At 69.5% G+C, this 25,962-nt stretch carries 25 protein-coding genes and 5 tRNA genes; 16 read left to right on the forward strand and 14 right to left on the reverse strand.

What is annotated here, in order from left to right:
* Positions 1-128: 128 nt before the first annotated feature.
* Positions 129-208: transfer RNA gene (locus BUB75_RS46220), tRNA-OTHER, on the reverse strand.
* Positions 209-673: 465 nt separating this feature from the next.
* Between BUB75_RS46220 and BUB75_RS13720 the strand changes: the two genes are divergently transcribed.
* Positions 674-2,731: a hypothetical protein gene (locus BUB75_RS13720; protein ID WP_073256765.1), complete on the forward strand. Its 2,058-nt coding sequence runs from the start codon at positions 674-676 to the stop codon at positions 2,729-2,731.
* A 39-nt stretch (positions 2,732-2,770) separates the two neighbouring features.
* A complete protein-coding gene (locus BUB75_RS13725; protein ID WP_073256767.1) occupies positions 2,771-3,592 on the forward strand; it encodes a hypothetical protein in 822 nt (273 codons plus the stop codon).
* A gap of 123 nt (positions 3,593-3,715) precedes the next feature.
* Here the strand turns inward: BUB75_RS13725 and BUB75_RS48130 are convergent, their stop codons facing one another.
* Positions 3,716-3,841, reverse strand: coding sequence for a hypothetical protein (locus BUB75_RS48130; RefSeq protein WP_281248316.1), 126 nt, complete (start codon positions 3,839-3,841; stop codon positions 3,716-3,718).
* Positions 3,842-4,098: 257 nt separating this feature from the next.
* A complete protein-coding gene (locus tag BUB75_RS13730) occupies positions 4,099-5,745 on the reverse strand; it encodes a ParB/RepB/Spo0J family partition protein (RefSeq protein WP_084741004.1) in 1,647 nt (548 codons plus the stop codon).
* Positions 5,746-6,086: 341 nt separating this feature from the next.
* Between BUB75_RS13730 and BUB75_RS46225 the strand changes: the two genes are divergently transcribed.
* From BUB75_RS46225 to BUB75_RS13750, 4 genes are all read left to right on the forward strand, one after another.
* The gene (locus BUB75_RS46225) at positions 6,087-6,518 is read left to right on the forward strand and encodes a hypothetical protein (protein WP_178379858.1); all 432 of its coding nucleotides are present in this window, start codon (positions 6,087-6,089) and stop codon (positions 6,516-6,518) included.
* On the forward strand, positions 6,515-7,963 hold the full coding sequence (locus BUB75_RS13740) for a relaxase/mobilization nuclease domain-containing protein (RefSeq protein ID WP_073256773.1): 1,449 nt from the start codon (positions 6,515-6,517) through the stop codon (positions 7,961-7,963). Before BUB75_RS46225 ends, BUB75_RS13740 begins: the two co-directional genes overlap by 4 nt.
* A 90-nt stretch (positions 7,964-8,053) precedes the next feature.
* A complete protein-coding gene (locus tag BUB75_RS13745; protein ID WP_073256775.1) occupies positions 8,054-8,980 on the forward strand; it encodes a hypothetical protein in 927 nt (308 codons plus the stop codon).
* Positions 8,977-9,369 (forward strand): DUF4913 domain-containing protein, encoded by a 393-nt coding sequence (locus BUB75_RS13750; RefSeq protein WP_073256777.1) that lies wholly within the window; start codon positions 8,977-8,979, stop codon positions 9,367-9,369. Before BUB75_RS13745 ends, BUB75_RS13750 begins: the two co-directional genes overlap by 4 nt.
* Positions 9,370-9,549: 180 nt before the next feature.
* Here the strand turns inward: BUB75_RS13750 and BUB75_RS13755 are convergent, their stop codons facing one another.
* The 3 genes from BUB75_RS13755 to BUB75_RS13765 all read right to left on the reverse strand — a co-directional run bounded on the left by BUB75_RS13755 (position 9,550) and on the right by BUB75_RS13765 (position 10,543).
* Positions 9,550-9,759, reverse strand: coding sequence for a helix-turn-helix domain-containing protein (locus BUB75_RS13755; RefSeq protein ID WP_073256779.1), 210 nt, complete (start codon positions 9,757-9,759; stop codon positions 9,550-9,552).
* 220 nt (positions 9,760-9,979) lie between these two features.
* Positions 9,980-10,051: transfer RNA gene (locus BUB75_RS13760), tRNA-Val, on the reverse strand.
* A gap of 30 nt (positions 10,052-10,081) precedes the next feature.
* On the reverse strand, positions 10,082-10,543 hold the full coding sequence (locus tag BUB75_RS13765; RefSeq protein WP_178379859.1) for a TIGR02611 family protein: 462 nt from the start codon (positions 10,541-10,543) through the stop codon (positions 10,082-10,084).
* Between the two features lie 346 nt (positions 10,544-10,889).
* Here BUB75_RS13765 and BUB75_RS13770 point away from each other — a divergent pair, with 346 nt between their 5' ends.
* The 7 genes from BUB75_RS13770 (at position 10,890) to BUB75_RS13800 (ending at position 14,689) form a co-directional block, all read left to right on the forward strand.
* On the forward strand, positions 10,890-11,339 hold the full coding sequence (locus BUB75_RS13770; protein WP_035850293.1) for an SsgA family sporulation/cell division regulator: 450 nt from the start codon (positions 10,890-10,892) through the stop codon (positions 11,337-11,339).
* A 369-nt stretch (positions 11,340-11,708) separates the two neighbouring features.
* Positions 11,709-11,781: transfer RNA gene (locus BUB75_RS13775), tRNA-Gly, on the forward strand.
* 56 nt (positions 11,782-11,837) lie between these two features.
* Positions 11,838-11,909 (forward strand) — tRNA-Cys (locus BUB75_RS13780).
* Position 11,910: 1 nt separating this feature from the next.
* Positions 11,911-11,985, forward strand: a tRNA-Val gene (locus tag BUB75_RS13785).
* 346 nt (positions 11,986-12,331) lie between these two features.
* The gene (locus BUB75_RS13790) at positions 12,332-12,895 is read left to right on the forward strand and encodes a hypothetical protein (RefSeq protein WP_073256780.1); all 564 of its coding nucleotides are present in this window, start codon (positions 12,332-12,334) and stop codon (positions 12,893-12,895) included.
* A 214-nt stretch (positions 12,896-13,109) separates the two neighbouring features.
* Positions 13,110-14,321 carry a PP2C family protein-serine/threonine phosphatase gene (locus BUB75_RS13795; protein WP_073257244.1) on the forward strand — a complete coding sequence of 404 codons (1,212 nt, stop codon included), beginning with the start codon at positions 13,110-13,112 and terminating at the stop codon, positions 14,319-14,321.
* 95 nt (positions 14,322-14,416) lie between these two features.
* Positions 14,417-14,689 carry a hypothetical protein gene (locus tag BUB75_RS13800; protein ID WP_073256782.1) on the forward strand — a complete coding sequence of 91 codons (273 nt, stop codon included), beginning with the start codon at positions 14,417-14,419 and terminating at the stop codon, positions 14,687-14,689.
* A 64-nt stretch (positions 14,690-14,753) separates the two neighbouring features.
* Here BUB75_RS13800 and BUB75_RS13805 read toward each other — a convergent pair whose 3' ends face one another.
* Positions 14,754-15,083, reverse strand: a complete 330-nt coding sequence (locus BUB75_RS13805; protein WP_073256784.1) for an STAS domain-containing protein — start codon at positions 15,081-15,083, stop codon at positions 14,754-14,756.
* Positions 15,084-15,543: 460 nt separating this feature from the next.
* Here BUB75_RS13805 and BUB75_RS13810 point away from each other — a divergent pair, with 460 nt between their 5' ends.
* Entirely contained in the window at positions 15,544-16,326 is a 783-nt protein-coding gene (locus tag BUB75_RS13810; protein WP_073256786.1) for a DUF2382 domain-containing protein, read from the forward strand.
* An 88-nt stretch (positions 16,327-16,414) separates the two neighbouring features.
* Here BUB75_RS13810 and BUB75_RS13815 read toward each other — a convergent pair whose 3' ends face one another.
* The 6 genes from BUB75_RS13815 to BUB75_RS13840 all read right to left on the reverse strand — a co-directional run bounded on the left by BUB75_RS13815 (position 16,415) and on the right by BUB75_RS13840 (position 23,144).
* Complete coding sequence (locus BUB75_RS13815) at positions 16,415-17,110, reverse strand: DUF4097 family beta strand repeat-containing protein (protein WP_178379860.1); 696 nt, start codon at positions 17,108-17,110, stop codon at positions 16,415-16,417.
* A 26-nt stretch (positions 17,111-17,136) separates the two neighbouring features.
* A complete protein-coding gene (locus BUB75_RS13820; protein WP_143175184.1) occupies positions 17,137-18,528 on the reverse strand; it encodes an alpha/beta hydrolase family protein in 1,392 nt (463 codons plus the stop codon).
* Positions 18,529-18,610: 82 nt separating this feature from the next.
* Positions 18,611-19,306 carry a response regulator gene (locus BUB75_RS13825; RefSeq protein ID WP_073256790.1) on the reverse strand — a complete coding sequence of 232 codons (696 nt, stop codon included), beginning with the start codon at positions 19,304-19,306 and terminating at the stop codon, positions 18,611-18,613.
* Positions 19,303-20,472 carry a sensor histidine kinase gene (locus BUB75_RS13830; protein ID WP_425430879.1) on the reverse strand — a complete coding sequence of 390 codons (1,170 nt, stop codon included), beginning with the start codon at positions 20,470-20,472 and terminating at the stop codon, positions 19,303-19,305. The genes BUB75_RS13825 and BUB75_RS13830 overlap by 4 nt, the downstream gene beginning before the upstream one ends.
* An 85-nt stretch (positions 20,473-20,557) precedes the next feature.
* Positions 20,558-22,438, reverse strand: coding sequence for a M48 family metalloprotease (locus BUB75_RS13835; RefSeq protein WP_342761134.1), 1,881 nt, complete (start codon positions 22,436-22,438; stop codon positions 20,558-20,560).
* 235 nt (positions 22,439-22,673) lie between these two features.
* Positions 22,674-23,144 (reverse strand): hypothetical protein, encoded by a 471-nt coding sequence (locus tag BUB75_RS13840; protein WP_073256794.1) that lies wholly within the window; start codon positions 23,142-23,144, stop codon positions 22,674-22,676.
* Positions 23,145-23,273: 129 nt separating this feature from the next.
* Here BUB75_RS13840 and BUB75_RS13845 point away from each other — a divergent pair, with 129 nt between their 5' ends.
* Positions 23,274-24,473, forward strand: a complete 1,200-nt coding sequence (locus BUB75_RS13845) for a DUF4185 domain-containing protein (protein ID WP_143175186.1) — start codon at positions 23,274-23,276, stop codon at positions 24,471-24,473.
* 165 nt (positions 24,474-24,638) lie between these two features.
* On the opposite strand, the gene BUB75_RS13850 is transcribed toward BUB75_RS13845, so the two are convergent.
* Positions 24,639-25,004: a MerR family transcriptional regulator gene (locus BUB75_RS13850; RefSeq protein WP_073256797.1), complete on the reverse strand. Its 366-nt coding sequence runs from the start codon at positions 25,002-25,004 to the stop codon at positions 24,639-24,641.
* A gap of 40 nt (positions 25,005-25,044) precedes the next feature.
* Between BUB75_RS13850 and BUB75_RS13855 the strand changes: the two genes are divergently transcribed.
* The gene (locus BUB75_RS13855) at positions 25,045-25,914 is read left to right on the forward strand and encodes a polysaccharide deacetylase family protein (protein WP_073256800.1); all 870 of its coding nucleotides are present in this window, start codon (positions 25,045-25,047) and stop codon (positions 25,912-25,914) included.
* Positions 25,915-25,962 lie beyond the last annotated feature (48 nt).

The raw sequence follows: 25,962 nt of genomic DNA on the forward strand, positions 1-25,962 counted from the left end.
GTTGGCGGCGAACAGAGCCGTGTCGCGCGTCGCGCAGTTGGCAAGCCAGCACGAGGAGCCGCGTACTGGGACGTCGTTGCGTGACTCGAACGCAAAACTGACATTCCTTACGGGACGGAATTGCGCGGGGGGCTCAGTCGGATTCGAACCGACGTCCTCCGGCCAAACGGACGGGCGCGACGACAGACGACCTCTGCGCTACGAGCCCTCACCGGACAACCGTACCGGCGGAAGTGGTTCGGCTCAGGTCGATTCGGTGCTCGGTCGGGTGTCAGCCGGCAGAGCTCCTGATGCCGCATGAAGGTACGCCCGCCAGGTAACGCGATCGGTCAGACGGCTTGGCGAACGTCGGGCACAAGGTCCGGCGAGCATACGGCCGACTTCTCCAACTGCAATCCACGCGGATCTGGCCATTCACCGAACCGCAGCCCAATGCGTTCCGTGTGCTCTTCCGTACGTACCGGAATCGCGACGCTCGTGTTCCTTGATTCGTGCTTCCGTCCAGCCGAGCCGAGCCGCCCACGTCCGAATCGCACTGCCTCCACCGACAGGAAGAGCCTGCTCGATGACTGGCCTGCCGCCGCCCTGGCCACCAGACCGCGACTGGCCGCAGCCCCCCGTTGGCGGCACGCCGCCTATCTGGCGGCCTCCGCCGTCGCTTGCGCCGATCGTGATGCCCTCGGCGCCCCCGCCGCGGCGACGCCTCGCGCTCGTCCTGGGTGGCGCGCTCACCGCGCTGCTGCTGCTCTGCGGCACGGGCGCTGTCGCTGCCGGCCTGTTGATCCGTTCCGGCGGACCCGAGGATGCCGATCGCGCCGTGGTCGCCGACGCCGCACGCGCCTGGGCCAGTGATCTGCCCGGTGTCCGGTTGAATCTGTGGCTGGCCGACGAAGAGGGGCAGCGCACCCACGGGCGGGTCACCGTCACCGCCGACGGCGACGCCGCCGGCACGCTCACTCAACCCGGCGGCGGCACCGCCAGCCTCCGCGCCCACGACGGCACCACCGCCCTCGACGGCGACCGCACCTGGCACTCAAGGGCCGCCACCTCCAGATCCGAGCGCCCGACCATCGACGTGACCGGCGCGTTCACCCCTGACCGGCTCGCGGCCATGATCGCCTCCGCCGTCACCAGCGCCCACACTGTCGAGCCGGTCGGCGACATCAACGGGCAGGACCTCGTCCGCTACACCGACGGCCCCTGGACGCTGTATCTGACCGCGGCCGCGCCGCACGCCCTGGTCTACCTCGAAGGCCCGGTCGCGCCCGGATCCCCGGTCGCACCCGCCGCCGCGCTGACCCCACCCGGCCCGGGCACCGACGAGGTGCCGCCGGTAGACGCCGCGACGGCCACGGTCGTGCCCGCCGACAACGAGTACCGCAACCCGTATGTCGCGGCCGCCGTCTCCCCCGCGACCTCGGCGCAGGCCGCCAATGCCACAGCGACAGCCCGGGGTGGCACACCCACGACCACGCCGCCCGCATCGGAAGCTCCGGACGGCAGCGACGCACCGAGTAGCCGCACCTCGCCGACCCCGGCTCCAGCGTCACCCGCGCCCGACCAAACCCGGGCGGCCAGGACGGCACTGCCGGCGGCGTTCGCCGTCACCGTCCAACCGGTGCCGCAGTACTGCGGCAACCCCCGCTGCGCCGTCCGGATCTCCGCCCGCAACACCGGCGGAACACCAGCCCGGGTCAGCCTCTTCGTCACCGTCGTCCCTGGTCTCGCCCCGACCCGGCTCGACGCCGGCACCGTCCGACCCGGCGCGGCCACTCAGGACTTCCTTGTCACCTACCCCAACGTCGTGTACGCCACCGGCGGGCAGATCCGCACCACCCTCTACGGCTGGGCCTTCTCCCCCGACCTCGACGGCCCCGACCCCGCACTCAAACAGCGCCTCGCGATGCTCGGAATCAACCCCGACGCCGACCCGGTCCTCGGGCGCCTCGACGGCCCCGACCGGCAAATCGCCCTCCGAACCCTGGACCTGGCCACCCGGCACCTGTCGGCGGGCGACACCCGCGACGTGCTCGCCGCCCGCCTCGCCGTACGCCGCGCGGTCGCCAAAGGCCTCCTGCCGGAACTCGACGCCCTAAGCACCCACGCCGACCGGCTCGGCAACCCCGCCGACCTGACCGCCAACCTCACCGTCGTCGACGACGACACCCGCCCACCCGATCAACAGGTTCCCGCCGGCATCGGCCACCGCCGCGAACTCGAACAGGTCGCGCACCTCCTGCGCACCCGCCCGCGCGCACGAATCACCTACGACGGCTACCTCGCCGACCCCGAAACCGGCCGACGCTACCGCGCTGACCTGCTCATCGAAGACGGCAGCGACAAGACCGCCGTCCAGGTCAAAACCGTCAGCGGCCGTCAGGGTCTCCGGAAAGCCCTCACCACCGCGATCGGCCAGCTCAATGGTGACTCCGGCGTCGGCAACGGCACCCCGACCCCGCGGGGCGTCGACGCTGACGGCGCCATCGAACAGGCACCACCCGGCTTCCGCCGCGAAGTTCTCCTCCACCTCGAACCCGGCACCGGCGAGCTGTTCACCGCGGACAAGCCCACCCTCCAACGCCGCCTCGCCGACTTCGACCTCGCCCGCCACCTCTGCCACGACGGCCGCTACCGCGCCGAACGCCTCGTGCTGGTCAACGGCGCCGACACCCACACGTGGACCACCGCCCAGTTCCACGCCCTCGGCGCCTCCGGCGCACAATGCCCCTAGACGACGCTGACTCGCTCCGCCCGAGGGAGGTGACCACCAGTGCAACCCGAAGACCCCGCGTGGAACGTCCGCGGCGACCAACCCATCGCCACCTGGGTCATCGAGTTCCCTGCCGACACCGACCGGGCCACGCTGCTGAACTGGCAGCACACCGTCATCGCCGCCGGCGAAGACACCCTCGCCTACCGCATCCACGACGAACACAGCACCGGCTACCAGCGCGCGCGTCACGGCTCGTTCGCCGACTACCTGCACCACCTCGGCGACCAGGTCCCCGCCCCACCCGGGGAGTACCGCACCGGCCTCATCTTCGACGAAGCCCCCCAAGCCATCTCCCGGCTGGCCCACCCTGCCCCCGACAGCACCATCACCGAGACCGACATCTGGACGATGCGCCAAATCGCTTCCCACGCCCCCAGCAGCCAGTGGCCTCTGACCATCGCCTCCGACCGCAACCAACCCCACGGCTCCATCGGCGTCGCCATCTGGATCTCCACCAAGATCTGGCTCCCCTGGATCTACCGCTACACCGTGGACGGCAACACCGACCCCGAATTCGACGCCCACAACCCACCGCTCGACAACCGCGAACTCGCCACCCGACACACCCCCCGCCTCAACACGTTCCTCCACGCCGCAGCGACAGCCACCCGCGCCGCCGGAGGCACCTGGACACTCGGGCACGACACCTCGGCCACCTACCTGTTCGAACTCCACACCGCAGGCGTGAGACTCGACGCCTCACGGCCGCCCTGGCCACACCTGGTTCCTCCACCAGACCGAAGCGACAGAAAAACCAGGCAGCGACGGAATCCAGGACCTCCCGCGCCCAACCGTCCACCCTCACAGCCATACCGCTGAAAGACCACCCCGATCGGCGCACCACACCGACGCGCGCCTCCTCAGGGTGCCTCGTCTGCCGCAATGCCGATCAAGCCGCGCCCGTCGGCCAGAGATCCAACGCACCCTGCTGACGGGAGGGAATCAACGATTCGCCGTTGCCACGCGATCGCCCACCTCGGACAGTTGCGGCATCGAACCGTACTCATTCTCGATCCAGCGCCACCGGCCATTGCGCTGCAGTTCGGAAAAACCGCCGGAGTCGATCACCCAGGGGGCCGTAGGCGCGGGGCGTGTCCTCCTCGTCGCGGGGCCGGTAGGCGGCCAGACGGGGTCGCCGACACCATCCACGGCACACCCCGGTGGACCTCCAACCAGCGCGGGGACTGCGCGCCGACCCAGAACTCGGTCACGAGCGCGTCCGGCGAACGGCCGCGTCAGCCGACGGCGGCCTGCCGGTGCATCGGTGACTGGTCGGGCCGGTCGGCGGTTCTGCTCCGGGGACGTCCCACGCCGACCGGCCGGTTTCATAGCTGCTGCTCTTGCTCGTCATCGCCGACGGACGGCTCCGTGATCGTCTCCGGATCGCCAGCTTCAGCGCTGGTCTCTACTCCGCTTTCCGGCTCGGTGCCGTCGGGCTCGGCCGAACCGTCCGCCGCCCCAGCCCGGTCGATCACCCTCTGTTCGACCTCGGCCAGGTCGTAGCCGAGCGCCGCGAGATGGGCCAGCCAGCGGGCAGCATCGCGGTTGAGCTCCCGCCACGTGTCGTGGCTGATCTCGTGTTCGTGCGCAGCGGCGATCGCAGCGAACGCGTAGACGGTGGCACGGGCGTCGTTGGCCGACGGCGGGATGACCGCGCGCCCGCCGCCGCCATCGGAGGTGCCCAGCAACTCCTCCAGGAGCGGCGCGTCCTTCTGCATCCAGCGGGCGACGAACTGCGGGCGGCTGACGAGCGTCTCGGCGACGTACCGGGCTGCACCAGGAAGCTTGACCCGCTTGAGCAGCTCGGCGAGCCACGTCCGGCGCACGTCGTTGGCCGCGCGCATGGCCTTGTTGTTGGCGATGACGAGCTGGCGTTCGGCTTTCTGCTCGTCGCTCATCGGCCCGCCCGAAGGACGGTTAGGCCCGTACCGGTTGGTGTGGCCGTACTTCTGCCAGTCGAGGCAGCAGGCCGTCTCCTGGTAGCCGTCGTAGACCCGGTCGAAGGTGATCGCGCTGCCCGGGCAGCCGACGTGGTTGTCGCCGGTGAGGGGTTCCCCATCGTGCAGGAGCGCGCTCACCCGCGCCGCCCGTGTTCCGCTCGCCTGCAGCACGTCGCTGTCGATGACCGGGACGCCCGCCGCCGTCAGCTCCGCGATTCGAGCGGCGCGCTGCGCGGCCTCCCGCCGTTCGGCGCGGACCTCGGCGGCCTTCTTGTCGAACGCGATCGGGCCGCGCTCAGCGGCGTCGAGTAGCTGCGCGACCGCGGGCTCGTCATCCTCGAACTCCTGCACGACGGCCGCCTGATGCAGGTCGAGGCTACGCCTCGTGACCTTCTCGGCGGTGTCGGAGCGCAGCTTGGCGACCGTACGGGCGTCCTTGACTTGGTCGCGTTTGAGGCCGGTGCGCTGGATGATCGCGCGGCCGCTGAGCCCTTCGAGTGCGAGCTGCTCGACGCCATGTGCCTCCTCGACGCTCGTCAGCGCACGACGGTGAACACCGGTGCGCAGCATCGTGACGATCTGCGTCGCCTTGTCCGCCAGGTCAGGACGGAAGATGGCAGGGACGTGGGTGAGGTCCGGGCGGGTCTGGGCCGCCTCTTCGACGGACGCGAGTCGGTCGCCGCCGTCCAGAACTAGGTAGCCAGGCTGCTCGGGATGCTCGACAACGATGAGCGGCTGAAGCAGACCAGCGATGCCGTCCGCTTTGAGATTCGCGACCAGACCCGGATTCGGCGCCGAATGGCTGCGGATGTTGTCCGGGTTGGCGACCAGATCGACCCAGGGGATCATCAGCAGGTCCCCGAACGCGGCGCCGAAGGCTGGGGTGCTCTCGGCGCCATCGGGCTCAGCGCGGGACGAGTGGCTCTCCAGGTCGTCATAGCGCGTTGCCGTGTCATCGAAGACGGCTCCGGCCGTGCTCTCAGGCCCCGACACCGGTTCGACATCGGACTGCGATAGATCTGTACTGACCATGGCAATGACCCCCTCACGGGAAGACAAGTGATTGAGGCGAGCGGAACAATTCCGCTGCTATCAATATTCTTCTCGCCGAATGACCCGCTGAACAAATATCCACAGGTCGTCCTTGGGCCATTTTCGGATCAAGGATTTGCGACCGCACATTCCATCGATGGACGTCCGGACTCAAGGCATCTTTGGCGCGTAGCAAGATAGGCATCCGGTTCCCGGATGAGGCGTGTTCGACCGGGCGCGGTCGAACACAGCGGCGGCGTCGCCGCGAGTCAGGCGCCGAGACGATCGCATCGAATTTGCTGGTAGCGGACCCGTCAGCGGCTTTTCCGCATGCTCGGCACGTGGCTGAGCAGGAAGCGGCGAATTCGGGGGATGACATTGTCATGCGTGGACGGGATCGCCGGCACCGGTCCCCCGCACGCATTCACCGGGTGAACCTGCGGTTCGACGACGACGAATTCGACGCAGTCTCGGACGCGGCCACGGCAGCGGGACTAACCACAGCCGGCTACTGCGCGGAAACAGCGCTCGCGACGGCTCGCGGCCACCAGAGGGCTGGCGACAGCACCCTCGTACTGCGAGCCCTGGCCAAGGAGCTATTCGGAGCACGGGCCGCGGTAAATCGGGTGGGGTCGAACGTCAATCAAGTCGCGGCGGCGTTCCACGGTACGGGACTGGTGCCCGAGTACGCGCAGGCAGCGATCGAGCTGTGCCTGCGAACGGTCGAGCGGCTCGACTCCGTCGTGGCCGAGCTGCGGCGTCGGCTCGGGTGATCGCGCGTGTGCACCCGCCCGGCGTCAACGTCGTCGGGCTGTTGAAGTACCTCTACGGACCGGGCCGCCACGAGGAGCACCGTGATCCGCGGCTGGTCACCGCGTGGAACGGCGCGGGCGCCCGCGATCTCCTCGAACCCGAGCGCACCGCTCGCGGCGGGTGGCGAGTCAAGGAGCTGGCGGACGCGTTGTTGGACCCAGTCCGGTTCAGTGACCGGGCTCCGGACCGTCCCGTGTGGCACTGCTCGGTGCGCCTGGCCCCAGAAGACCGCACTCTCTCCGACGCGCAGTGGCGGCACATCGCCGGCGAGCTGATGGCCCAAGCGGGGCTCGCGCCACACGCCGACGACGGATCGGTACGGTGGGTCGCCGTCCGGCACGGCGACGACCACATCCACCTCGTCGCCACGCTCGCGAGGCAGGACGGCCGCTCGATCCGCAATTTCCGAGACCTCTACCGGCTGCGCGCCGCGTGCCGCGATCTCGAGCGCCGCTACCGTCTCCGGTCGACCGCGCCCGCCGACCGCACCGCCCACTCACGCCCCGGCACGGCGGAGCTCCACAAGACACGGCGGCTGGGGCGTCCACTCACGGCGCGAGACCAGCTGCGCCGCCGAGTCCGCGCCGCCGCGGTCGAATCGGCGGACGTCGAGGACTTCTTCGCGCACTTGCGCCGGGCCGGGCTGCTGGTTCGGCTTCGCTACAGCGCCCAGGACCCGAGCGCGATCACCGGCTACGCGGTGGCGCTGCCCGGCGATCGCACCGCCGACGACACCCCGGTCTTCTACGGTGGCGGACGACTCGCCCCCGACTTGAGCCTTTCCCGGCTGCGGCAACGCTGGACATCACCGCCGAGCACGCGCTTCCCGCCGCGAGTGGATCCGCAGCTGCGTGCATGGATCCTCGACCAGATCAGTCTGACGATCCAGGATGCCCTCACCCCCCGGCCCAGGGCCGGAGTCGACGCGCGCATCGCGTTCGCCGCCGCAGCCACCGACGTGATCACGGTCCTGGCGGAACGCCTCCCAATCCGCGACCGGGACGACGTCCGCGACGCCGCCGACACCCTGCACCGGGCCGTCGCCGAACCGCTTCCGCCGACCCGGCGACCCGTGCCGCACGCCGACGGACTCCGCGCGATGGGCCGGCTGATCGCCGTCATGGAACAGATCAGCGACCACACCGACTTGTTCGCCGTCCTTCGACTGCTCAACAACCTGGCGCGGCTCTCCGAAAGCCTGGCCGACGTACGCGACGCACAGCAGCGCACCCACCAGGCCGAGGTCGCCCGGCACGCCGCCAATCAGTTCCGGGACATCGTCACCAGCAGCCGGCTGCATGCCGCAGAAGCTCCGCCGCTCACTCGCCCAGCAAGCCGGCCGCTAAGCCCCACACCGGATCCTCGACGCCGCCGCGGCGACATCGGCTCTGGGCCGCGGCCCTGACCGGTCATCCATCACTCAACGCGAGGACACCGTCATGCAGACGTCCGTCGGCCGTCCGGGCATGACCGGGATCGCCCGGGGCGCCCGACGGTGACCAGCCCGGAACACCCCGACCTCGGCGGCGAACTCGGCGCGCGTACCGGCCAGGCACTCGCCGTCCTCGCCACACTCGCCGAGGCCAGCGCCCGGCTGGCCGCCGAAGAACAACGACGCCGCGAACGCAACGAACATCTCCAGCGCTACCGCGATGAGCTGACCCAGCGACTACTCACCAGGCAACAGCAATTCGCCAACCAGGCCGCCCAGCTGTTCGCTCGACGCGACCGCACCTACCTGAAGACCGCCGGAGACCACGCCTGGATCCGCGACGCGCACCTGAGCCAACTCGCCCACGCCTGGCGCATCAGCCGAAGCCGCGAAGGCGATCCGCGCTTCCCCACCGCCACCGTTGTCGCCGAAGCCGTCGAAGACGAGCTCCGCCGCCGCTACAGCGCCCCCATGCGCACCTACGACGAACGCGTGGCCGCCGGCGTTTCCCGGGCCACCGCCATGCACGAAGCCGCCACGCGGATGGCGCAGACCCATCCGAGCCGCCCCCACGGACGCCGCGACAACCCGGCACTCCACGGCACCGCATCGAGCGACTTCGACGCGAACGTCGACGCGGAGCGCGCCGCCATCCGCGACCGGATGCAACCGGACGTCCTCCACCCGCACTACGAACAACGCCTCCGAGAACTCGGCGCCGCCTCCCCGGTCGCCGAGAAGGTCGCCCGCGAACTACTCGCCACCCAGACCGCGTCGCCATCCATCCCCGCGGCCCCGAAGGACACGCCCATGACCCAACCCAGCTCCGCACAAGAACCCCGGCGCAGCGCCCAAGACATCGCCGCCGACGCCTACCCCGACGGGCCCGTCATCCTCCAACCCCACCAGCGGCCACCCGGACTCGCCAGCAAACGCCCCGCCGACATCACCTACGACCGCACCCAGCACTACCCCCGGCCCACGCGATGACCACCATCCCCACCCACGAAAACGGCGCGGCCGCCGAGACGCAGCCGCCCCGCTACCTCACGCTGGAACTCTGGGTCACCGACTACTTCACCCCGATGTTCCTCCACCGCATCGGCGACGCAACCCGCCACCGCTGGTGCACCCAATGGTGGGATCACGCCGAAGCCATCGCCCGCCTCACCCTGCTCTGGACCACCTGGGAAACCGCCCGCTGGGACCCAAACGCCAAAGCCGGCTGGTGGCTCGACCTCGACCACCACCTCCCCATCCTCCTCGCCGCCGACGGCCCCTTCCGCACCTGCCGCCCCGCCGTCGACGACCGCCCCGCCAAACACGAACCCGGCAAGCCACCGGTCAATGACTTGGCACCAATCAGCCCGTGGACCTGACCCGCCATGTCCACGGCCCCACAGCAATATTCTGGGCACGGCTCCGGAGCAGGCGGGCAGGATGCCCCACCCGCCGCTGCTTTCTATCGGTGCAGCGACGGCTGCTCGGGAGCCTCGACCTGCTCTGGGCTTGTTATTCCTACCGAGCAGCGAGCCAGCCTGCGTCGGCCGATCCTTAGCTCAGTCATCTACAAGCAGGCGCAGAAGCGCCGGCACCGAGACCCGGTACCGACGCCCCACCCGGATCACCTTCGCAGGAAAGTCGCCTTGCTGAGCCAGCTCGTATGCCTTGGTCCTGCCGATCCCCAGGATCGATGCGGCTTCCTCGAGACTGGTGGTAGTACCCAGCGACTGCACGGCTTCGAGGGTCCATGCCTGTTCTTCTGTCATGACGGGCACCTCCGCCGTACGCCTCGCCCAGCCGACCGGGTCAGCGTGCTCGCGCCCGCTTGGCCGAGCGCTTAGCGACCTCCGCACCCGCTCCGTGACCCGCCGACGTGCCGTCCAATGCCGGGTGCTGATGGCGAGTCCCGGGGTCAAATGAGGGTCAAACAGCAAGAAGCCCGGTCTCCGCGAAAGCGAACCGGGCCTCTGACCTGCACCAACTGCGTGGGCGATACTGGGATCGAACCAGTGACCTCTTCGGTGTGAACGAAGCGCTCTCCCCCTGAGCTAATCGCCCCCAGGGACGCTCACACCATACTAGATACCTTCAGCTAAACGGGAATCCGGTCCAACCACTGAGCCGGAGCGACGTCAACAGCCCCGCCACCAGCAGCAGAAAGCCCAGCGCACCGACCAGCATCCGCAGCGCCAGCGACTGCCGCAGCACCCAGCGCGTCCACGCCGCGACCGACCGCTTCGTGAACTGGAGCAGGCGGTGCGCCCAGGAGAACTCGGTCGACAGCACGCCCAGCCCGGCGATCACGATCAGCCAGCCGGGCCCGGGCGCCGGCACCAGCACCAGACCGAGCAGCACGATCGCCACCCCGACGACCGTGATCACGACGCGGTACGGGAACCCGAACACCGGGTGGGACCGCACCGGATGGTGCAGCCGATCCCGGAAGAAGATGCCCCACGCGACCAACCGCCGGGTGATGCCGTGCGCACGGAGGCGGTCGACAACCGTCGGTTCCTGCACGTCGACCGGCCGCTCCTGGCTGTCGATCACCAGATTCCCCGTCTCGCTCGCATGCCCCATCGTCCCTCGGATGTGCGCCCCCGGCCAGCGAATGAAAGCGCTCGAACACCCGGAGGGTAGCCCAGGCTCACCATCGGCAGATCTGCTGTTTTCCTGAATCCAACACGGGTGGCATGACCAGCGGGTTCACCGGGAAAGACAGTTGGTGGACGCCAGCCGAACGATCCTCGGTCGGCGCCCGCATCTCTCCGCAACCTCACTCGTTGTGGTCTTTGAGCCACGCAGCGCTGAGTTTGCGTAGCGATGAGACCGGGAAGAACGGGTATGGGTTCGCGCCCGCGTTCGACGCGTGCGGACGTGTAGAAAGGTGCCACCGATGGGGATCGCACAACCAACTCGGGTACAGGTGGACGTGTCATTGCGCCTAGTCGTGCCCGAGGGGTCGTCCCTACCAGTCAAGGCGAGTCTCCGGTACGAGCCCGAGGATCCGTACGCCGTCCACGTCATATTTCATGCCGGCAGCACCGAAGCCAGCGGCGAGGTCTCCTGGTCGTTCGCGCGGCAGCTCCTGGCGGACGGCATGTCCGAGCCGACCGGCATCGGCGACGTCAGGGTGTGGCCGTGGCAGGCGGCGAACGGACCGTCGGTCGCGCTCGCCCTCTCCTCCCCCGATGGCCACGCGCTGTTCGAGGTTCCGCGGCTCGCGCTCGGCGACTTCCTCGGGCGGACGTACCGCCAGGTCCCGGAGGGCGCCGAGAGCGTCCACCTGGACATCGACGGCGCCCTCGCGGCGCTGCTCGGCTCCTACGGCAGCGAGCCTCGCTGACCCCACGGGGCCTTTCACACCAGAGTGCTGCCGCGCCTTCGGCGCGGCAGCACTCACTTTTTGTGAAGTCATCGTTGCGCATCGTATGCGGTGGTGGCCGCTCGGTGCGCGCCTGACCCGCAACCCGGCGTGTTGCAATTCTCTGGGGGACGCTGTGCGCAAGGCGTCTTCCCACGGCCGCGCCGTGACAATCCGCTGGTAACCCGCGCTTTACCAGAGCTGAACCCAGCAGCCAGGACGAGGTGACAGGGTTGCGGCGACGGTGGGTGGTCGGCGACACGTGCCCCGGGTTTGAACCTTGTCGCAGGACTCGGCTATGGTTCTTCCTGTCAGCAGCGAGCGGGGCACCAACCCGGTCGGAGCTCACACGCGGACGTGGCTCAGTTGGTAGAGCATCACCTTGCCAAGGTGAGGGTCGCGGGTTCGAATCCCGTCGTCCGCTCGATAGGCGCCCTCGGGCGTATTGCTGGTACCGCTCGCGGCGCCAGCGGTGACTCCGGCGGCGTGGCCGAGTGGCTTAGGCAAGGGCCTGCAAAGCCCTGTACGCGGGTTCGATTCCCGCCGCCGCCTCGGGCGATTAGCTCAGTGGGAGAGCGCTACCTTGACACGGTAGAGGCCACTGGTTCAATCCCAGTATCGCCCACCACGTTTCACCAGGTCAGAGCCCTAGGGCCCTGGCCTGGTTTGCTTTCTGGACGCCCTTGTTAGCGGGTTGTCAGCAGACCTGGCCGGGCTGCTGCGGACGCCAGCGGCATCGGACGAGCTTCGGGACCCTCTCGCGCGCCACCTCCTATCGGCAGACCGGACGCCACCGAGGCCATCTCCCGGAGGAGAAGTCACGCGGTCAGCCTTCCCGCGGGTGGCGGGATCGCCGCGGTCCGGGCGTCAGCTGCGGGAACAGCTTGCGGGAGTCAACCCCGCCGCCGAGTCGGGACGTCAGGTTGACGTTTCTCCTACCCTGGCCGACCTACCCGCATCGGAGGGCAGAGCCGATGACTCAGTGGGTGATCCTGGCGGTCGGCGTCGTCCTGTGTTTCCTGGGCGTCGGCTCTGCGCACGTGATGGTGCTGACCAGCGGATTCGGCGCGTGCTGGCTGCTGGCAGTGGCCGTCGATGTCGATCCGCTTCCCGCATTGCTGATCGCGCTCTGCGGTGCGCTCCTGCTCTGGCTGCTGGTGTTGCTGCTCGCGATGCTCGTTCCGCGGCGAAGGCCGTTCTCGTCGGCGCAGTGGTGGGCGCCTTGTTCGGGGCGGTGTTCTTCACGCTGGTCCCGCACGGCGACCTCGGCGTCCTTACCTTCGCGTTCAGCGTGCCGGTCGGGGTACTCACGGGTGTCCAATTCGCCCGTTACTCCCCCCAGGTGGCTGGTGTGGCTAGCCGCCCTTGCCGGCGCCGGACTCATCCTCAACGCGCGAGGACGCCCCGTCGATGAAGACGTTCTTCCTCGCGACGAATCCTTCATCACTTTCTTCGCCCCTATGGGCATCTGGGTCACGGTTGCGCTGCTCGGCTTCGTGACACAACGAGTCCTCATGGCTCGAAAGGCATCGTCATGACCTCCGTCGGCCACGATCGGGCATCGGCGTTTGGTCAGGTCGTCACGGCGCCCGCTCATCGTCAGCGTCAATTCCGGGCACGACGATGAGTCGAGCGTAGGGTCTCTAGCGGCAGCCGATGTTCGGTCATTTACGGGGTACGAGGGAGCCGGGCGTGCAAGCCTCGTGACATTCCCTGTCGATTCCGAGGTAGGTCTAGGGGCGCCGTGTGACGATGGCCGGTGAGCGGCCCGGTCCGGGCGAGGACATGTTCGACGCTCTGCTGCATGCCTCGCACCAGTGTCATCCCGAAGACCTGCCCACCCTTGTCGGCGCGCACGCGGGCCCGGTCGGGCTCCGCGATCCGGTCATCTACCTGGTCGATCTCGAACAGGACCAGTTGGTGTGGCTGGCCCCTCGGAAACCGTCCGGTCCCCCGCCCGAGGTGCGGCTGTCGGTGGATACCAGTGTCGCCGGTTCCGCGTTCACCGACCTGGAAGTCCGGATCACTCCGGCGCCGGGCGGGCACTGGCTGTGGGTCACGCTCCTGGACGGGACCGAGCGGCTCGGTGTACTGCGGCTGAGTATCGAGGAGCCCGACGAGACGACGGTGCGGCGCGCCCGCCGGCTGGCTTCCCTCGTGGCTCTGATGCTGATCTCCAAGCGTGCGCACAGCGACGCCTATCGGCGTCTCGCGCGGGTGCGCGACATGTCCGCCTCCGCCGAGATCCAATGGTCGCTGCTTCCACCCGGGACATTCGCGACCGAAGCGGTGGTCGTCGCAGGCATGGTCGAACCGGCCTACGAGGTCGGCGGAGACCTCTTCGACTACTCGATGAACGGCGCAGTTCTGCACGCCGCGGTCTTCGACGCGGCGGGCCACGACCTGTCCTCTGCCGTGCTGGCCAGTCTGACCGTCGGCGGATACCGCAATGCCCGCCGCCGCAACCTCGGTCTGGCCGAGACCGCAGCCGAGATCGACGCCACGATCCATGCACAGTTCGGCACCGGGAAGCTCGTGACCGGCGTCCTGGCGCAGTTGGAGACGCAGACCGGCGAACTGCAGTGGACCCTGGCCGGTCACCCGCCGCCGATCCTCGTGCGCGACCACAGCCTCCACCAGGTCCTGGAGTGCCCGACAGGGCTTCCTCTCGGCATCGGCCTCGAGCGCGACCGGCCGGTCTGCCATGCCCAGCTACAGCCCGGGGATCGGATCCTGCTCTATACCGACGGGCTGACCGAAGCCCGGGACGCCGACGGCGCGTTCTTCGGGCTCGACCGGCTCGTGGACTTCCTCGTCACGCACGACAAACGCGGCCACACCGCACCAGAAACCCTGCGTCAACTCGTCCGGGCCCTGCTCGACCACCACGGCGACCGCCTCCGCGACGACGCCGGTCTCCTGCTCGTCGAATGGCGCCACGACCCGCGCCTGAGCCAACCCTGACGCGGAACCGGGCGGTCAATGAGGATCGCTGGGTGTAGCCCGAGCCTCACCGGCTACCCGGTGCTCGTCCCCGATCACCGTCCGAGAGGAGCACCGTGGCTTCCAACAGCGGCGTCCGTGTCACCGACAACAGCATCAAGATCCGGCAGGTCAGCCATTACCAGTTCAGCTTCGTCGCCGGCAGCAACACCGAGGCCGGCGTCTGGACCTTGCAACTGGTCTGCGACGAAGGCGCCTGGGAGGAAGTCCTCTCCCTGACCGCCGACGATGCCGACAACCTGCAAGATGTCCTCAAGCACCAAGACACCGTCTACTACGACGTCGAACGCCGCGTTCTCATGTTCGGCGTCGCGAAGCCCGGCAGTTAGGACGCTTCCACCGGTCGCCGGCCGCCCAGCGAGCCGGCGGCCGATGGAGTCCGCCGGGCGCTGCTCAACGGTCGGTGATCTCGATGACCTGGTCCAGGCCGGTCAGCTCCATCGGCCTGCGGACCGCGAACGGAGGCGCGACCACCCGCAGCCATCCGCCGCGTTCGCCGGTCCGGCGATGTAACCCGACGAGTTGCCCGAGGCAAGACGAGTCGCAGAACGTCAGCGCGGCGGCGTCGATGATGATGTTGCGGTACCCCTCATCAAGGACCGCATCCAGCTCAGCCACCAGCGAGCCATCGACCAAGGCATCCCAATCACCGGTCAGCGTGGCCGTCACGGTTTCGCCGTCGGAATGCCGCCGCACCGAGTGGGTGAACTCCTGCCCGATCATGAACAAACCCTCGCCCGCTTGCGCGCTGCCTAAACCTGTACGGCGCCGCTAGTGTCAGGCTGGCACGCTCCGCCCCGGATCAGCGAGGTGCTCTGCCGAAGACTCCTCGGGGGCAGTCCGAGCCGAACGTCCGGCCCTGCGCGCCTCGGCCGACAAGCGAGACAGGTCGATATGGCCCGGCATGAATTTCGGTGCGTCGATTCAAGATGCAAATTCGGCCGGTCGATTGCGGAGTCACCGCGCGCTACACAATAGACCTGATAGGCCGTTCGCGCACGTGAACCGGGGCAACCGATTCGCCCCTACTCCCAGCCTGCGCAATGAATGAGCGCCGACCTTGTCCAATGAGGAATTCAAACGTTGCGGCTGGATCGTTTAAGACCGACCTCCCAGGACATCACTACACCACCGCACAGAAAACAGATCAGCCCTGCACAGGTTGATCGAAAGGAGAATATCGATGCTGACTCAGCAGCAGATTCCCGCTCTTGTCGATGCGACTGCCTACGATTCCACGGGCGACAAGATTGGCGCGATCAAGCAGGTTTACCTCGACGACAGAACCGAGGAGCCCCAATTCGCGACCGTCCACACCGGCCTGCTCGGAATGAAGGAGACCTTCGTTCCGCTCGCCGGCGCCGAACTGCGGGGTGACCGCGTCGTCGTCCCGGTCGACAAGGCTCAGGTCAAGGACGCACCTAGCATCGACCCCGACCGCGACGACGGTGGTCTTACACCTGGGCAGGCCGCGGAGCTCTACCGGCACTACCGGCTGCCCGCCCAATCCGGCGGTACCCACGACGATTATGCGACCGACGACGACGCGACCCCTGGCCGCGGCACGGACGCAGGCCGCCACAGTGACCGCGACGACGACGCGATGACCCGCTCCGAGGAGCGCGTCAACGTCGGAACCGAGACCCACGAGGCCGGACGCGCCCGCCTGCGCAAGTACGTCGTCACCGAGCAGGTCCAGCAGACCGTTCCCGTCACGCGCGAAGAGGTCCGCATCGAGCGCGAGCCGATCACCGAGGCCAACCGCGGCCCGGCGTTCTCCGGCCCCGACATCAGCGAAGCCGAACACGAGGTCACGCTGCACGCCGAGAAGCCGGTCGTCGAGAAGGAAGCCGTCCCGGTCGAGCGGGTCCGTCTGGGCACCGAGACCGTCACCGAGCAGAAGACGGTCGACAGCACCGTCCGCAAGGAGAAGATCGACACCGACGGAATCGACGAGCGCCGCTGACGCGCACGTCCGCTCCGAGGCGGCAGGCCCTTCGACCAGGGGCCTGCCGCCTCCCTTTTTGTTGGCGGCTACCGTCCGTCCTCGCCGGTCAGGCCGGTTCGACGGTCACGTTCCCACCGCGCGAGCGCACCGTGACCCGGTGGTGCGACGAACTGCTCTCCACCACCCGCACCGACGCCTTTCCGCCGTCCGTCGAGGCGTCCACCGCGTACGCACCGGAGGGGAGTTGCACCGTCACGGCACCGCCGCCACTGTCCAGGTCGACCCTGCCCGGGACCGTCGTGCAGCGCAGCCGGATCGCCCCACCGTCCGTCGTCGCGCGGACGGCCGACGCTTCGACCCCGTCCGCGGCGAGCCGGCCGCCGTCGGTCCGCGCGGCCAGCGCCACGATCGGCGCGGTCAGCGTCACGTCGCCGCCGCCGCTGCTCAGCTGTGCCGCGACCGCTGCCGGCACCTCGATCCGGTAGTTCACGCCGCAGTTGCCGGACACGTCGTCGCAGCCTGATTCGAGCGTCAGCGTGCCACCGTCGACCGCATGCCGTGGGCTGGGCTTGTCTCCGGTGTACCGCATCGTCTCGGTGATCCGGAGCGTGCCGTCCGCGGCCGGAGCGACCTCGATGTCGCCGCCGCCGCTGTCGACCTCCAGCGTCGTCACGGTTTCGGTGGCCTCGTACGACTCCGTCGCGGTCCGGGTGCCGGAGTCGCACGCCGTCAGCGTGGTGAGGGCGGCGACGGCCGCGATCACCGCGGTGGCCCGGGAGCGAACGAGACTGCTACCCCTCACGAAGTGCCTCTCGAGAATCGATGCGGTCATGGCAGGAGAAGCCCCCAGTACAGGGCCCATGGAACGAACAGGCCGCCGCCGGCGAGCAGGACGCCGAGCCGCACCCGGTCCTTTCCGGCCGTGCGCCAGGTGTAGGCGGTGATCGCGGCAGCAACCACCGTGACCAGCGCCCCGAGCTGCAGTCCGAGCCACAGGACGGGACGCCCGGCGAACGTCGGCCCGGGGTAGATCCCCCGCCAGTCGGCGCCGTCCAGCACGGTCACGAAGTAGACGACGAAGCCGATGACGGTCAGCGGCCCGGTCACCGCGAGGACGCGAGCCGCACGGCCGACCGGAACACCTGCGCGCCGGATCCGGCGGACGGCGGCGACGATCGGGTAGGACAGGAAGGCGAACAGCAACAGGCCCAGCGCGGTGAGCTGCGCGTTCCACGATTCCCACCACTGGGTGTCGGACAGTGGGACGCTGGTGCGCTCCTGGACCGGCGTCGGACCGGACTCTCCAGTGGGCGGAGTGGCGCCGGTGACTGCCCGCACCCAGGTACCGACCGCGTCGGCGTACCCCGCGACCAGGGTTTCGGTGGTGTCGCCGGTGTCGTCGAGGACGCGCAGCGTATGACCGGCGTCGGGAAGAAAACGCAGCGTCAGCGGAGCCCGCACGGTCTCGCGGAGAATCGCTGCACTCTCCGCGGCGGGCACCTGCGTGTCCGTCGTGCCGTACACGGCCAGCACCGGCCGGGTCAGCGCAGCGAGGGCGGGCACCGGGTCGTGGCCGGACTCGGCGAACATGCCGGCGTCGTCGGCCACCCGGTAGGTCCGGTCCGAGAGCGTGCGGGCCAGCGAGCCGCTGACGTCGGCGTTCGCCAGCTTGTTGCGCATGTTCCAGGTCTGAGTGCGGATCGGCGAGAGGCCCGACGCCGACGCGAGAATCACGAAGGCGACGTCGTCCGTCTGCTCGGCGGCCAGCGGCACCACCCAACCGCCCTCGCTGATTCCCCACATGCCGACCTGCGCCGGGTCGACACCCTCCTGGGTACGCAGGGTCGCCAGTGCGCGTAGGGCGTCGTCAGCGAGCAACGAGTAGTCCGGGGCGTCCAGCTGACGCTTGTCGTAGGTCAGCACCGCGATGCCCGTCCGAGCGAAAGCGAGGGCCTCGGCCCGAACCGAGTCCTGCTTGCTGTTGCCGGACCCGTGCACCAATACCAGGCCGGGGAGCGGACCGGTTGCCCGACGGGGGGCGTAGATCGTCGCGCCGAGGCGCGTGCCGTCCGAGGCGGTCACGGTCACCGATGTCGCGGTCAGGTCGACGGGGTTCTCGTCCGCTCGGGCCGGAGCGGCGAGGGTCACGGCGGCCACGAGGAGGGCGGCGGCGACGGCGAGCCCGGCGACGAACCGCCGGATGAGGTGCTGTGGGGTCACCTCCACAGTGTCGGCAGCGACGCGTGCGCGGACATCGCCGTCGCGAGCGGACTCCCGCTCCCCCGCGCGAGCGGATCTCGTCTCACTCTCGCGAGGGAGGCCGCGCCCCGAGGGCCCCCCGCGTCGGCTGCCCGCCCGCGACGATGAGCCCCGATTCGTAGGCCGCCACCACCGCCTGCGCCCGGTCCCGCAGACCCAGTTTGGCCAGAACGCTGCTGACGTGAGTCTTGACGGTGTGGTCGCTGACCACGAGTTCGGCGGCGATCTCCGGATTGGACAATCCCCGACCGAGCAGCCACAACGTCTCACGCTCCCGGGCGGTCAACCGGTCGAGGCCGATCGGCGCCGCGGCGGTCCGCCCCCGGACCATCGTGTCGATCAGCCGCGTCGTCACGGCCGGGGCGAGGAGCGACTCACCGGCGGCGACGATCCGGACCGCATCGATCAGTTCCTTGCGGCGGACGTCCTTGAGCAGGAACCCGCTCGCTCCGGCGCGCAGCGCCCCGTACACGTAGTCGTCCTGATCGAACGTGGTCAGCATGAGAACACGGGTCGGTGACTCCGCGGTGACGATGCGGGTGGCCTCGATGCCGTCCATGCCGGGCATCCGGACGTCGAGCAGCAGCACGTCCGGCTGGTGCGCGCGGACCGCCTCGACCGCTTCCGCCCCGTCGGCGGCCTCGGCCACCACGTCGATGTCGGACTCCGCGGCGAGAATCGTCACGAACGCACCGCGGACCAGGTCCTGGTCGTCGGCCACCACCAACCGAAGCGTCACTGCGTCATCTCCGTCTCCCGTCCGGGTAACCGCGCCGACACCGTGTAGCCCCGTCCGTGCGGTGTCGGACCTGCTTGCGCCGAGCCGCCGCACCCCGAGGCCCGCTGCGTGATCCCGGCGAGCCCTCGGCCGCCGGTGCCACCGGTGTCGCCTTGCCCGTCGTCGGTGACGGTGAGGAACAGGTCGCCCTCCCGCCAGTCCAAGCTGACCGTGGCCGTCGACGCGCGCGCGTGCTTGACCACGTTCGTCAACGCCTCCTGGACGATCCGGTACGCCGCGACCTCCGCCTCGGCGGTCAACGTTCCTCCGGTGCCGGACTCGCGTACGGTCGCCGCCACGCCGCCGGAGCGGGACACGCGCTCGACCAGCTCCGGGACGCCGGCAAGGCTCGCCTGCGGCGGACGGGTGCGTGACTGCGCGCCCTCGTCGAGCACGCCGAGAATCCCGCGCAGCTGCACCATCGCGTCGCGACCGGCGGAGGCGATCGCGTCGAACGCGGCCTCGGTCCGCTCGGGGCCCTGCCGGATCGTCACCGGGCCCGCTTCGGCCTGCGCGATCATGACGGCGACCGCGTGACCGAGGATGTCGTGCATGTCGCGGGCGATGCGGGAACGCTCCCGTTCGGCTTCCAGCTCACGTTCCCGCTGCAAATGGAGGGCGCGCTCCTGCAGGGCGTCCACGTGCGCGCGGCGAGCCGCCCAGGCGCGGCCGAGCGCGTAGGCGGTTGTCCACAGCAGGGTTCCGCGCACGGCGGTGTCGAGAGATCCGGTGAGGATCGAGGCGCCGCACGCGATGACGACGATCGCGGTGATCCGCTGCCAGCGGCGGGCGTAGGCGGCCACCGCGAACATCGCGACCAGCGGCCCGTACCAGACCGGCTGGCGCGGGCCGTCCGGAAAGAACGAGTACGTCGCGGCGGCCAGCTCGGTGACCATCAGCACGACGAACGGTGCCCGGCGGAGCCAGAGCACGGGTAGCGAGACACCCAGCACCGGCAGGTAGATCAGCCACGACCATTGAGGACCACCCGGTCGCTCGTCGGAGACGAACGGGGCGAGCTGCGCCGCCAGCACCAGCAGCGCGACCGCACCGTCGGCCACCGGCACCGGTGTCCTCCGCAGCCACCGCCCGGCTGCAACGCGCAGCCGATCGGCGCCTCTCCACATGCCCCGGGACGCTAGCGAACGGAACGGACGATCGATACGCCTACCGGACATCCAGGCGGAGAGGCAGTCGTGCTACCGGCGCGCCCTAGCCAGGCCGCTCCGCCGACAGGGCTCGCACGCTCCTCCACTGTGCCGGCGAGACGACGAGCAGCGGTCCGAGCACCGCTAGGCCGACGAGACCCGCTCCCAGCGCGACCACGATCCCGTGCAGAGCCAGGCCCGGCTCCACGATGCCGATGTTCGGCCCGAGGATCCCGACCATCATGCACAGACAGGCCGTGGTCGAACCGAAGACGCAGACGATGAGCGCCTCACCGAATCCGGCGGGACCGCGGACGAAGGCGTGGAGTAGCCCCGCGATCGCACCGCACAGGCCGGCGGCCCAGAGGAACAGGTGGAATCGAATCAGCTGCTCGCCGGGTGCCGCCGGTCCGGCGAGCAGTCGGTAGGCGACCAGCGCCAGGCCGCCCAACGCGCCGCTGGCGCAGCCGGTCAGGATCATCAGAGGCAACCGGGTGAGCGGCGTCGGGGCCCCCGCAGCGGGCTGCCCGGACTCCACCGCCCAGGAAGGCCACGGACGAGTTCGCCAGCACGCCGACGCCCAGAGCGCCGCCAGCGCCAGCGCGCCGAGGAGCAGCGCCGGCGGGATCCACAGCCGAACATCGTGCGCTGCGAACGTGAGGACAGCGTCGAAGCCCCGAGTGCCCGCGACCCGTCCGCGGCCACCGAGCCAGATCGTGACGATGTACAGCGCGCCGGCCAGCACCACAGCGGTTGTCCACGAGGCCCGTGCGCGCCGGAACCGGGGTGCGGCATCGGCCCACAGCGCGGCCACGCCGGCGGCGAGCAACGTGGCTCCGGCCAGCCCGCTCGCGTAGAGCGCCAGGGCAGGCAGGCGGTCCGCGAGAACGGGCCACGTCACGGCGGTCTGGGCCACCGAAACCAGGTTGCCGAGCAACGTGCCGACGAACACTCCGGCGGCGGCGGAGGCTCCTCCCACCGACGTTCCGGGTCCGAACGTCGTCCGCGCGACCAGCGCCTGTCGCCACAGCCCGAGGCCCAGGGTGGCGCCGATGAACGGTCCGACCACGAGGGCCCCCGCAGCGTTACTCAGCGCGCCGAGCACCGGGACCCCCATGAAAAGTGACACCGCCGTGGCGGTCACCGGGTCGACCGCCAACGCCGCGAAGAACGCCACCGGCAGTGCGGCGAGGAACGAGTACTGCCCGTAGCGTCCGGGCTCGGAGAGCACGGCGACGCGCTCCGCCGCCCGCGGATGGTTCGACACGAGACGGTGCCGCGGCTCCGCGGCGCTTCCAGAATTCCGCTGCAGCGCCTCGGCCACGCGGGACGGCCCGCACACCGAGGCCGCCCGCAGGTCGGCGTCGAATTCCCGCGCGCGCAGGAGGCTCCTGCCGACCAGGACGGCGAGCAGCATCAGGAGGACGGCGCGGACGGTGATGTTTGTTGCGAGACCGGGCTCGCCGCCGAGCAGGACGCCCAGCACCGACAGCAGCAGTACCGGCGCCACGATCCAGCCGAGCGACTTCGCGAGATGGCTCACCACCACGTCGCGGTGGCGAACGTGTGCGAGCTCGTGGCAGAGCGCCGCCGGATTGAAACCCGGCTTGCGCAGGCCGGTGAGCAGGCCCACCGGTAGCACGAGGTAAGTGCGACCGGGCGTGCCCGTGGAGAAGGGGTCCCGAATGCGCGCGCTGATCAATAGGCGCGGTACGCGGCGAACACCGAGTCTCGCCGCCAGCTGAGTTACCAGCGTGACCGCCGGCGCTGCGCGATGGTCCGTAGGGCAAAGCCGTTGCCGTCGGCGCTTCCACGCCAGTAGTACATAGATTCCGGCGACGCTCGCGATACCCAGACCGGCCGCACCACCGATCCGGAAAGCGCCGAGTAGACGTTCAGCGGGAGCGACACAATCGAAATAAGCCGACTGCGAACGCGGCATCATTCCGGCGCCGTCGACCAGAACGCTCTGATCCAACGCACGGAGCAGGCAGGCCTGCGTCCGGGCAACGTAGCGTTCCCCGAACCACTCGTTGTGGAGCAACTGGCCGCAGAACAGTCCTACACAGAGCAGCGCGGCGATCAAGACCGCCGCCTGCCCAGAGGTCGGCGCCGGATACGCGAGCACGGCCGGACGGACGCCGCCCCGTCCGGACCGCGGCGAAGGAGAAGCCACCGCGTCAGCCGCTCTGGTACAGCTCGCCGACGATCGCGTCGGCGACCGTCGTGGCTTGTGGGTGCGACAGTCCCACCGACTGACCGTGCCGGAGGGCCGCGTCGTGGACCGTCGTGATCTGGGCCGGGCTCAGAACGACCGCGTCCTCCGGACGGGTTCGCCTGCGGAACATTCTCCGGACGAGATCGCCGACCGGAGCCCGCAGTTGCTCGCGGAGCGAATCGGTGGTCAACGTACCGAGGAGATTGGCGACATACGCTCCCACGGCGAGCGCAGCGGGCGTCCAGGTGTCGAAATCCGCGCCACCGAACGCGAGATCCTCGGTCGATCGCCGCGGAGAAAGTGCAGAACGCGGATCAGCGAAATAGCTGTCCGAAAGTTCCGCGAACCAGTCTTTCTCCTCGGGGCAGATACTGTCGATCACGTACCATCCGAGTTCTCTCGCCAGGCTTTCCTCGGTGACCGAATCCAGCATTGTCACGCTCCACTCGAAAATTGCCGCGGGCAGATTTGTCCCGAAACACTAACGAGAAAGGAGGTCTGCCGGTGGCGGCCCCGGCGCGTCGCGTAATCTACGCGGCAATCGCCACAGGAAGGACGGCCCGTGCCCCACCCGGTCCCCCGCCGGATGCTCGCGGTGCTCGCGGCGCTGGTCGCCGGCTTCCTCGTCGGCACCGTCGTCATGTGGCGCACGCTCAACCCCGACAACGACGGCGGGCCACCGCCGATCCCCGCCCTCGCGAGCGTGAAGGAACTCGGGCCGCTGCGCCAGCACCCCCGGGTGAACGGGCGCGACAACGGTCAGAGCGCCGGCTACGGCGACCGGTCGATCTGGGTGTTCGGCGACACGGTGGTCCGCGAGCCGTGGAAGTTCATCTCCAGCACCGGCGCGGCCACCACCGACCTGCGGGCGAGCGACGGGATCACGATCACCGCCACCGACGTCTTCGGCAAGGAGGGTGCGGAACCCGTCGACCTGCTGCCGCTGACCGCCTCGGAGAAGGCGTTCGACGCGAAGCACGCGAAGGAGCGCTGCACACCTAAGGCCGACAAGAACTGCGGTGCGCAGATCGGGCTGTGGCCGGGCGCGATCGTCGCCGACCCGGAGCGTCACCGGCTGCTCGTGCTCTACCACAAGCTCTGCCGTCAGGGGCCGCCGGATTCGCAGTGCTCGGGGCCGCTCGGCCACGGCCTCGGCACCGGCATCGCCGAGGTCAACATGGACACCCGGCGGGTGACGCGGCTGACCGCGCGTGACGAGTCGGTCCTGCAGAGCGTCGACGGCCCGGACCCGACGCTGTTCTTCCCGCACGCGACCGGCTACACGGCGGCCGCTGTCCTCGTCGACGAGCACCTGTACGTGTACGGCGACTGCGACAACCGCTGTCACCTGGCGCGCGCACCGATCGAGGACCTGGCCGACCGGTCCGGCTGGGAGTTCTACGCGGGACGCGACGACAGCGGCGCCGCCGAGTGGACGAGCGACCAGGACGACGCCGTGACGAACCTGTCGGCGGGCTCAGCGGGCAACTCGATCATCCACGTTCCCGCGTTGGACGCCTGGCTCAACGTGTTCTTACCGCGGCTGAGCAACACGCTCACCGCCCAGGTGGGTGCCTCGCCCGCCGGGCCGTGGTCGCGTCCGTTCGCGGTGACCGAGACCGACAATGCCGGCGCGGGCACGAACTACGCCGCGTTCGCGCACCCGGAGTACGCCGAGGACGACGGTCGGATCCAGTACCTCAGCTACTACCAGCAGGCGACGTATCAGCAGCGCCTGGTCCGGGTGGTGTTCGACGACTGAGGGAGCGGACGTGCACGAGCAGGTGCGCGATGCGGCGGATCGGGCGCTGGCGCAGTTGCCACCCGGTGCGGTCGCCGACGCGATCGCGGCCGTGCGGGCGCGGCTGGTCGAGCCGACGCTGCGGATCGCGGTCGGCGGACGTAGAGGACGGAGCGCCGAGCCCTCCTACGGGCGTGGGTCCGCGGCCGCGTCGATCACCTCGTCGAGCACCGCCCGGGAGTTCGTCAGCTCGGTGATCATCCGGTCGATGCGCTCGCGCTCGGCCGTCAGGTCGGTGACGAGCTGCGGCGTCGCGATCGCGGACGGGCCGCCGTCGGCGTCGCGCATGCACGGCAGTAGCTTCGCGATCTTCGCGCTGTGCAGGCCCGCGGCGAACAGCTCCTGGATCCGGATCACCCGATCGACCGCGCGTTCCGGGTAGTCGCGGTGCCCACCGGACGTGCGTTCCGAGGCGAGCAGGCCGCGCTGCTCGTAGTAGCGCAGCGACCGTTCGCTGACGCCGGTCCGCCGGGCGAGTTCACCGATTCGCACGCTTGAACTTAACACCCATGTCAGGTTCTACCGTCCCGGCATGACACTTCCCTTCACCTACCGCCCGATCATCGAGCGCCCCTCGATCGAATGGCCCAACAAAGCCACCGTCGCCGTGTACATCGGCCTCAACGTCGAGCACTTCCTCGTCGACCGCCCGTCCACCAGCATCTGGCCGGGCACCGCCGACCTGGTGCCCGATGCGCTCAACTACGGCTGGCGCGACTACGGCGCCCGGGTCGGGATCTGGCGCACGATCGAGAGTTTCGACCGGCACGGCGTCCGGCCCAGCGTCCTGCTGAACTCCGACGTCGCGGCGCACTATCCGCAGATCATCGAGGCCGGCCGGCAACGGGACTGGGCCTGGCTCGCGCACGGCCGCACGAACTCCGTGCTGCACACGAACCTGGAACCGGACGAGGAGCGCCGCGTCCTCACCGACGTCGTCGACACGATCGCGAACGCGGTCGGACGACGTCCGCGCGGCTGGATGGGCCCGGGGCTCACCGAGACCGCCCACACCCCGCGTCTGCTCGCCGAGCTCGGCCTGGACTACCTCCTCGACTGGACCAACGACGACCAGCCGTACGAGCTCACGGTGCCGGGTCTGCTCAGCGTCCCGTACTCGGTCGAGCTCAACGACCTGATGCTGTTCGGGAACCAGGGCACCTCCGGCCCCGAGTTCGTGCGGATCGTGCGAGACCAGTACGAGCAGCTACGGAAAGAGACGAACCCGAGCGGCCGGGTGCTCGCGATCGCTCTGCACCCGTTCGTGATCGGGCAGGCGTTCCGGGCCAGGTACCTCGATGAGGCACTGGCCTACCTCGCCGCGCAGCCGGACGCCTGGCTGACGACGAGCGACGAGATCGCGACGCACTACCGGAAGCAGATCAGTAACTGGTCATCCTGACTATTTATCCACCCCGAACCAACCTCAGACTACGGAATCCGGAGCGCC

It is taken from the genome of Cryptosporangium aurantiacum, from assembly GCF_900143005.1.
GTDB lineage: Bacteria > Actinomycetota > Actinomycetes > Mycobacteriales > Cryptosporangiaceae > Cryptosporangium > Cryptosporangium aurantiacum.

What these genes read in the sequence shown, in the direction of transcription:
- BUB75_RS13720 (WP_073256765.1), top strand. Translation starts at nt 674, where the DNA reads ATGCCCTCGGCGCCCCCGCCGCGGCGACGCCTCGCGCTCGTCCTGGGT.
- BUB75_RS13730 (WP_084741004.1), bottom strand. Translation starts at nt 5,745, where the DNA reads ATGGTCAGTACAGATCTATCGCAGTCCGATGTCGAACCGGTGTCGGGG.
- BUB75_RS13750 (WP_073256777.1), top strand. Translation starts at nt 8,977, where the DNA reads ATGACCACCATCCCCACCCACGAAAACGGCGCGGCCGCCGAGACGCAG.
- BUB75_RS13755 (WP_073256779.1), bottom strand. Translation starts at nt 9,759, where the DNA reads ATGACAGAAGAACAGGCATGGACCCTCGAAGCCGTGCAGTCGCTGGGT.
- BUB75_RS13770 (WP_035850293.1), top strand. Translation starts at nt 10,890, where the DNA reads ATGGGGATCGCACAACCAACTCGGGTACAGGTGGACGTGTCATTGCGC.
- BUB75_RS13790 (WP_073256780.1), top strand. Translation starts at nt 12,332, where the DNA reads ATGACTCAGTGGGTGATCCTGGCGGTCGGCGTCGTCCTGTGTTTCCTG.
- BUB75_RS13795 (WP_073257244.1), top strand. Translation starts at nt 13,110, where the DNA reads ATGGCCGGTGAGCGGCCCGGTCCGGGCGAGGACATGTTCGACGCTCTG.
- BUB75_RS13805 (WP_073256784.1), bottom strand. Translation starts at nt 15,083, where the DNA reads ATGATCGGGCAGGAGTTCACCCACTCGGTGCGGCGGCATTCCGACGGC.
- BUB75_RS13810 (WP_073256786.1), top strand. Translation starts at nt 15,544, where the DNA reads ATGCTGACTCAGCAGCAGATTCCCGCTCTTGTCGATGCGACTGCCTAC.
- BUB75_RS13830 (WP_425430879.1), bottom strand. Translation starts at nt 20,472, where the DNA reads ATGTGGAGAGGCGCCGATCGGCTGCGCGTTGCAGCCGGGCGGTGGCTG.
- BUB75_RS13835 (WP_342761134.1), bottom strand. Translation starts at nt 22,438, where the DNA reads ATGATGCCGCGTTCGCAGTCGGCTTATTTCGATTGTGTCGCTCCCGCT.
- BUB75_RS13840 (WP_073256794.1), bottom strand. Translation starts at nt 23,144, where the DNA reads ATGCTGGATTCGGTCACCGAGGAAAGCCTGGCGAGAGAACTCGGATGG.
- BUB75_RS13855 (WP_073256800.1), top strand. Translation starts at nt 25,045, where the DNA reads ATGACACTTCCCTTCACCTACCGCCCGATCATCGAGCGCCCCTCGATC.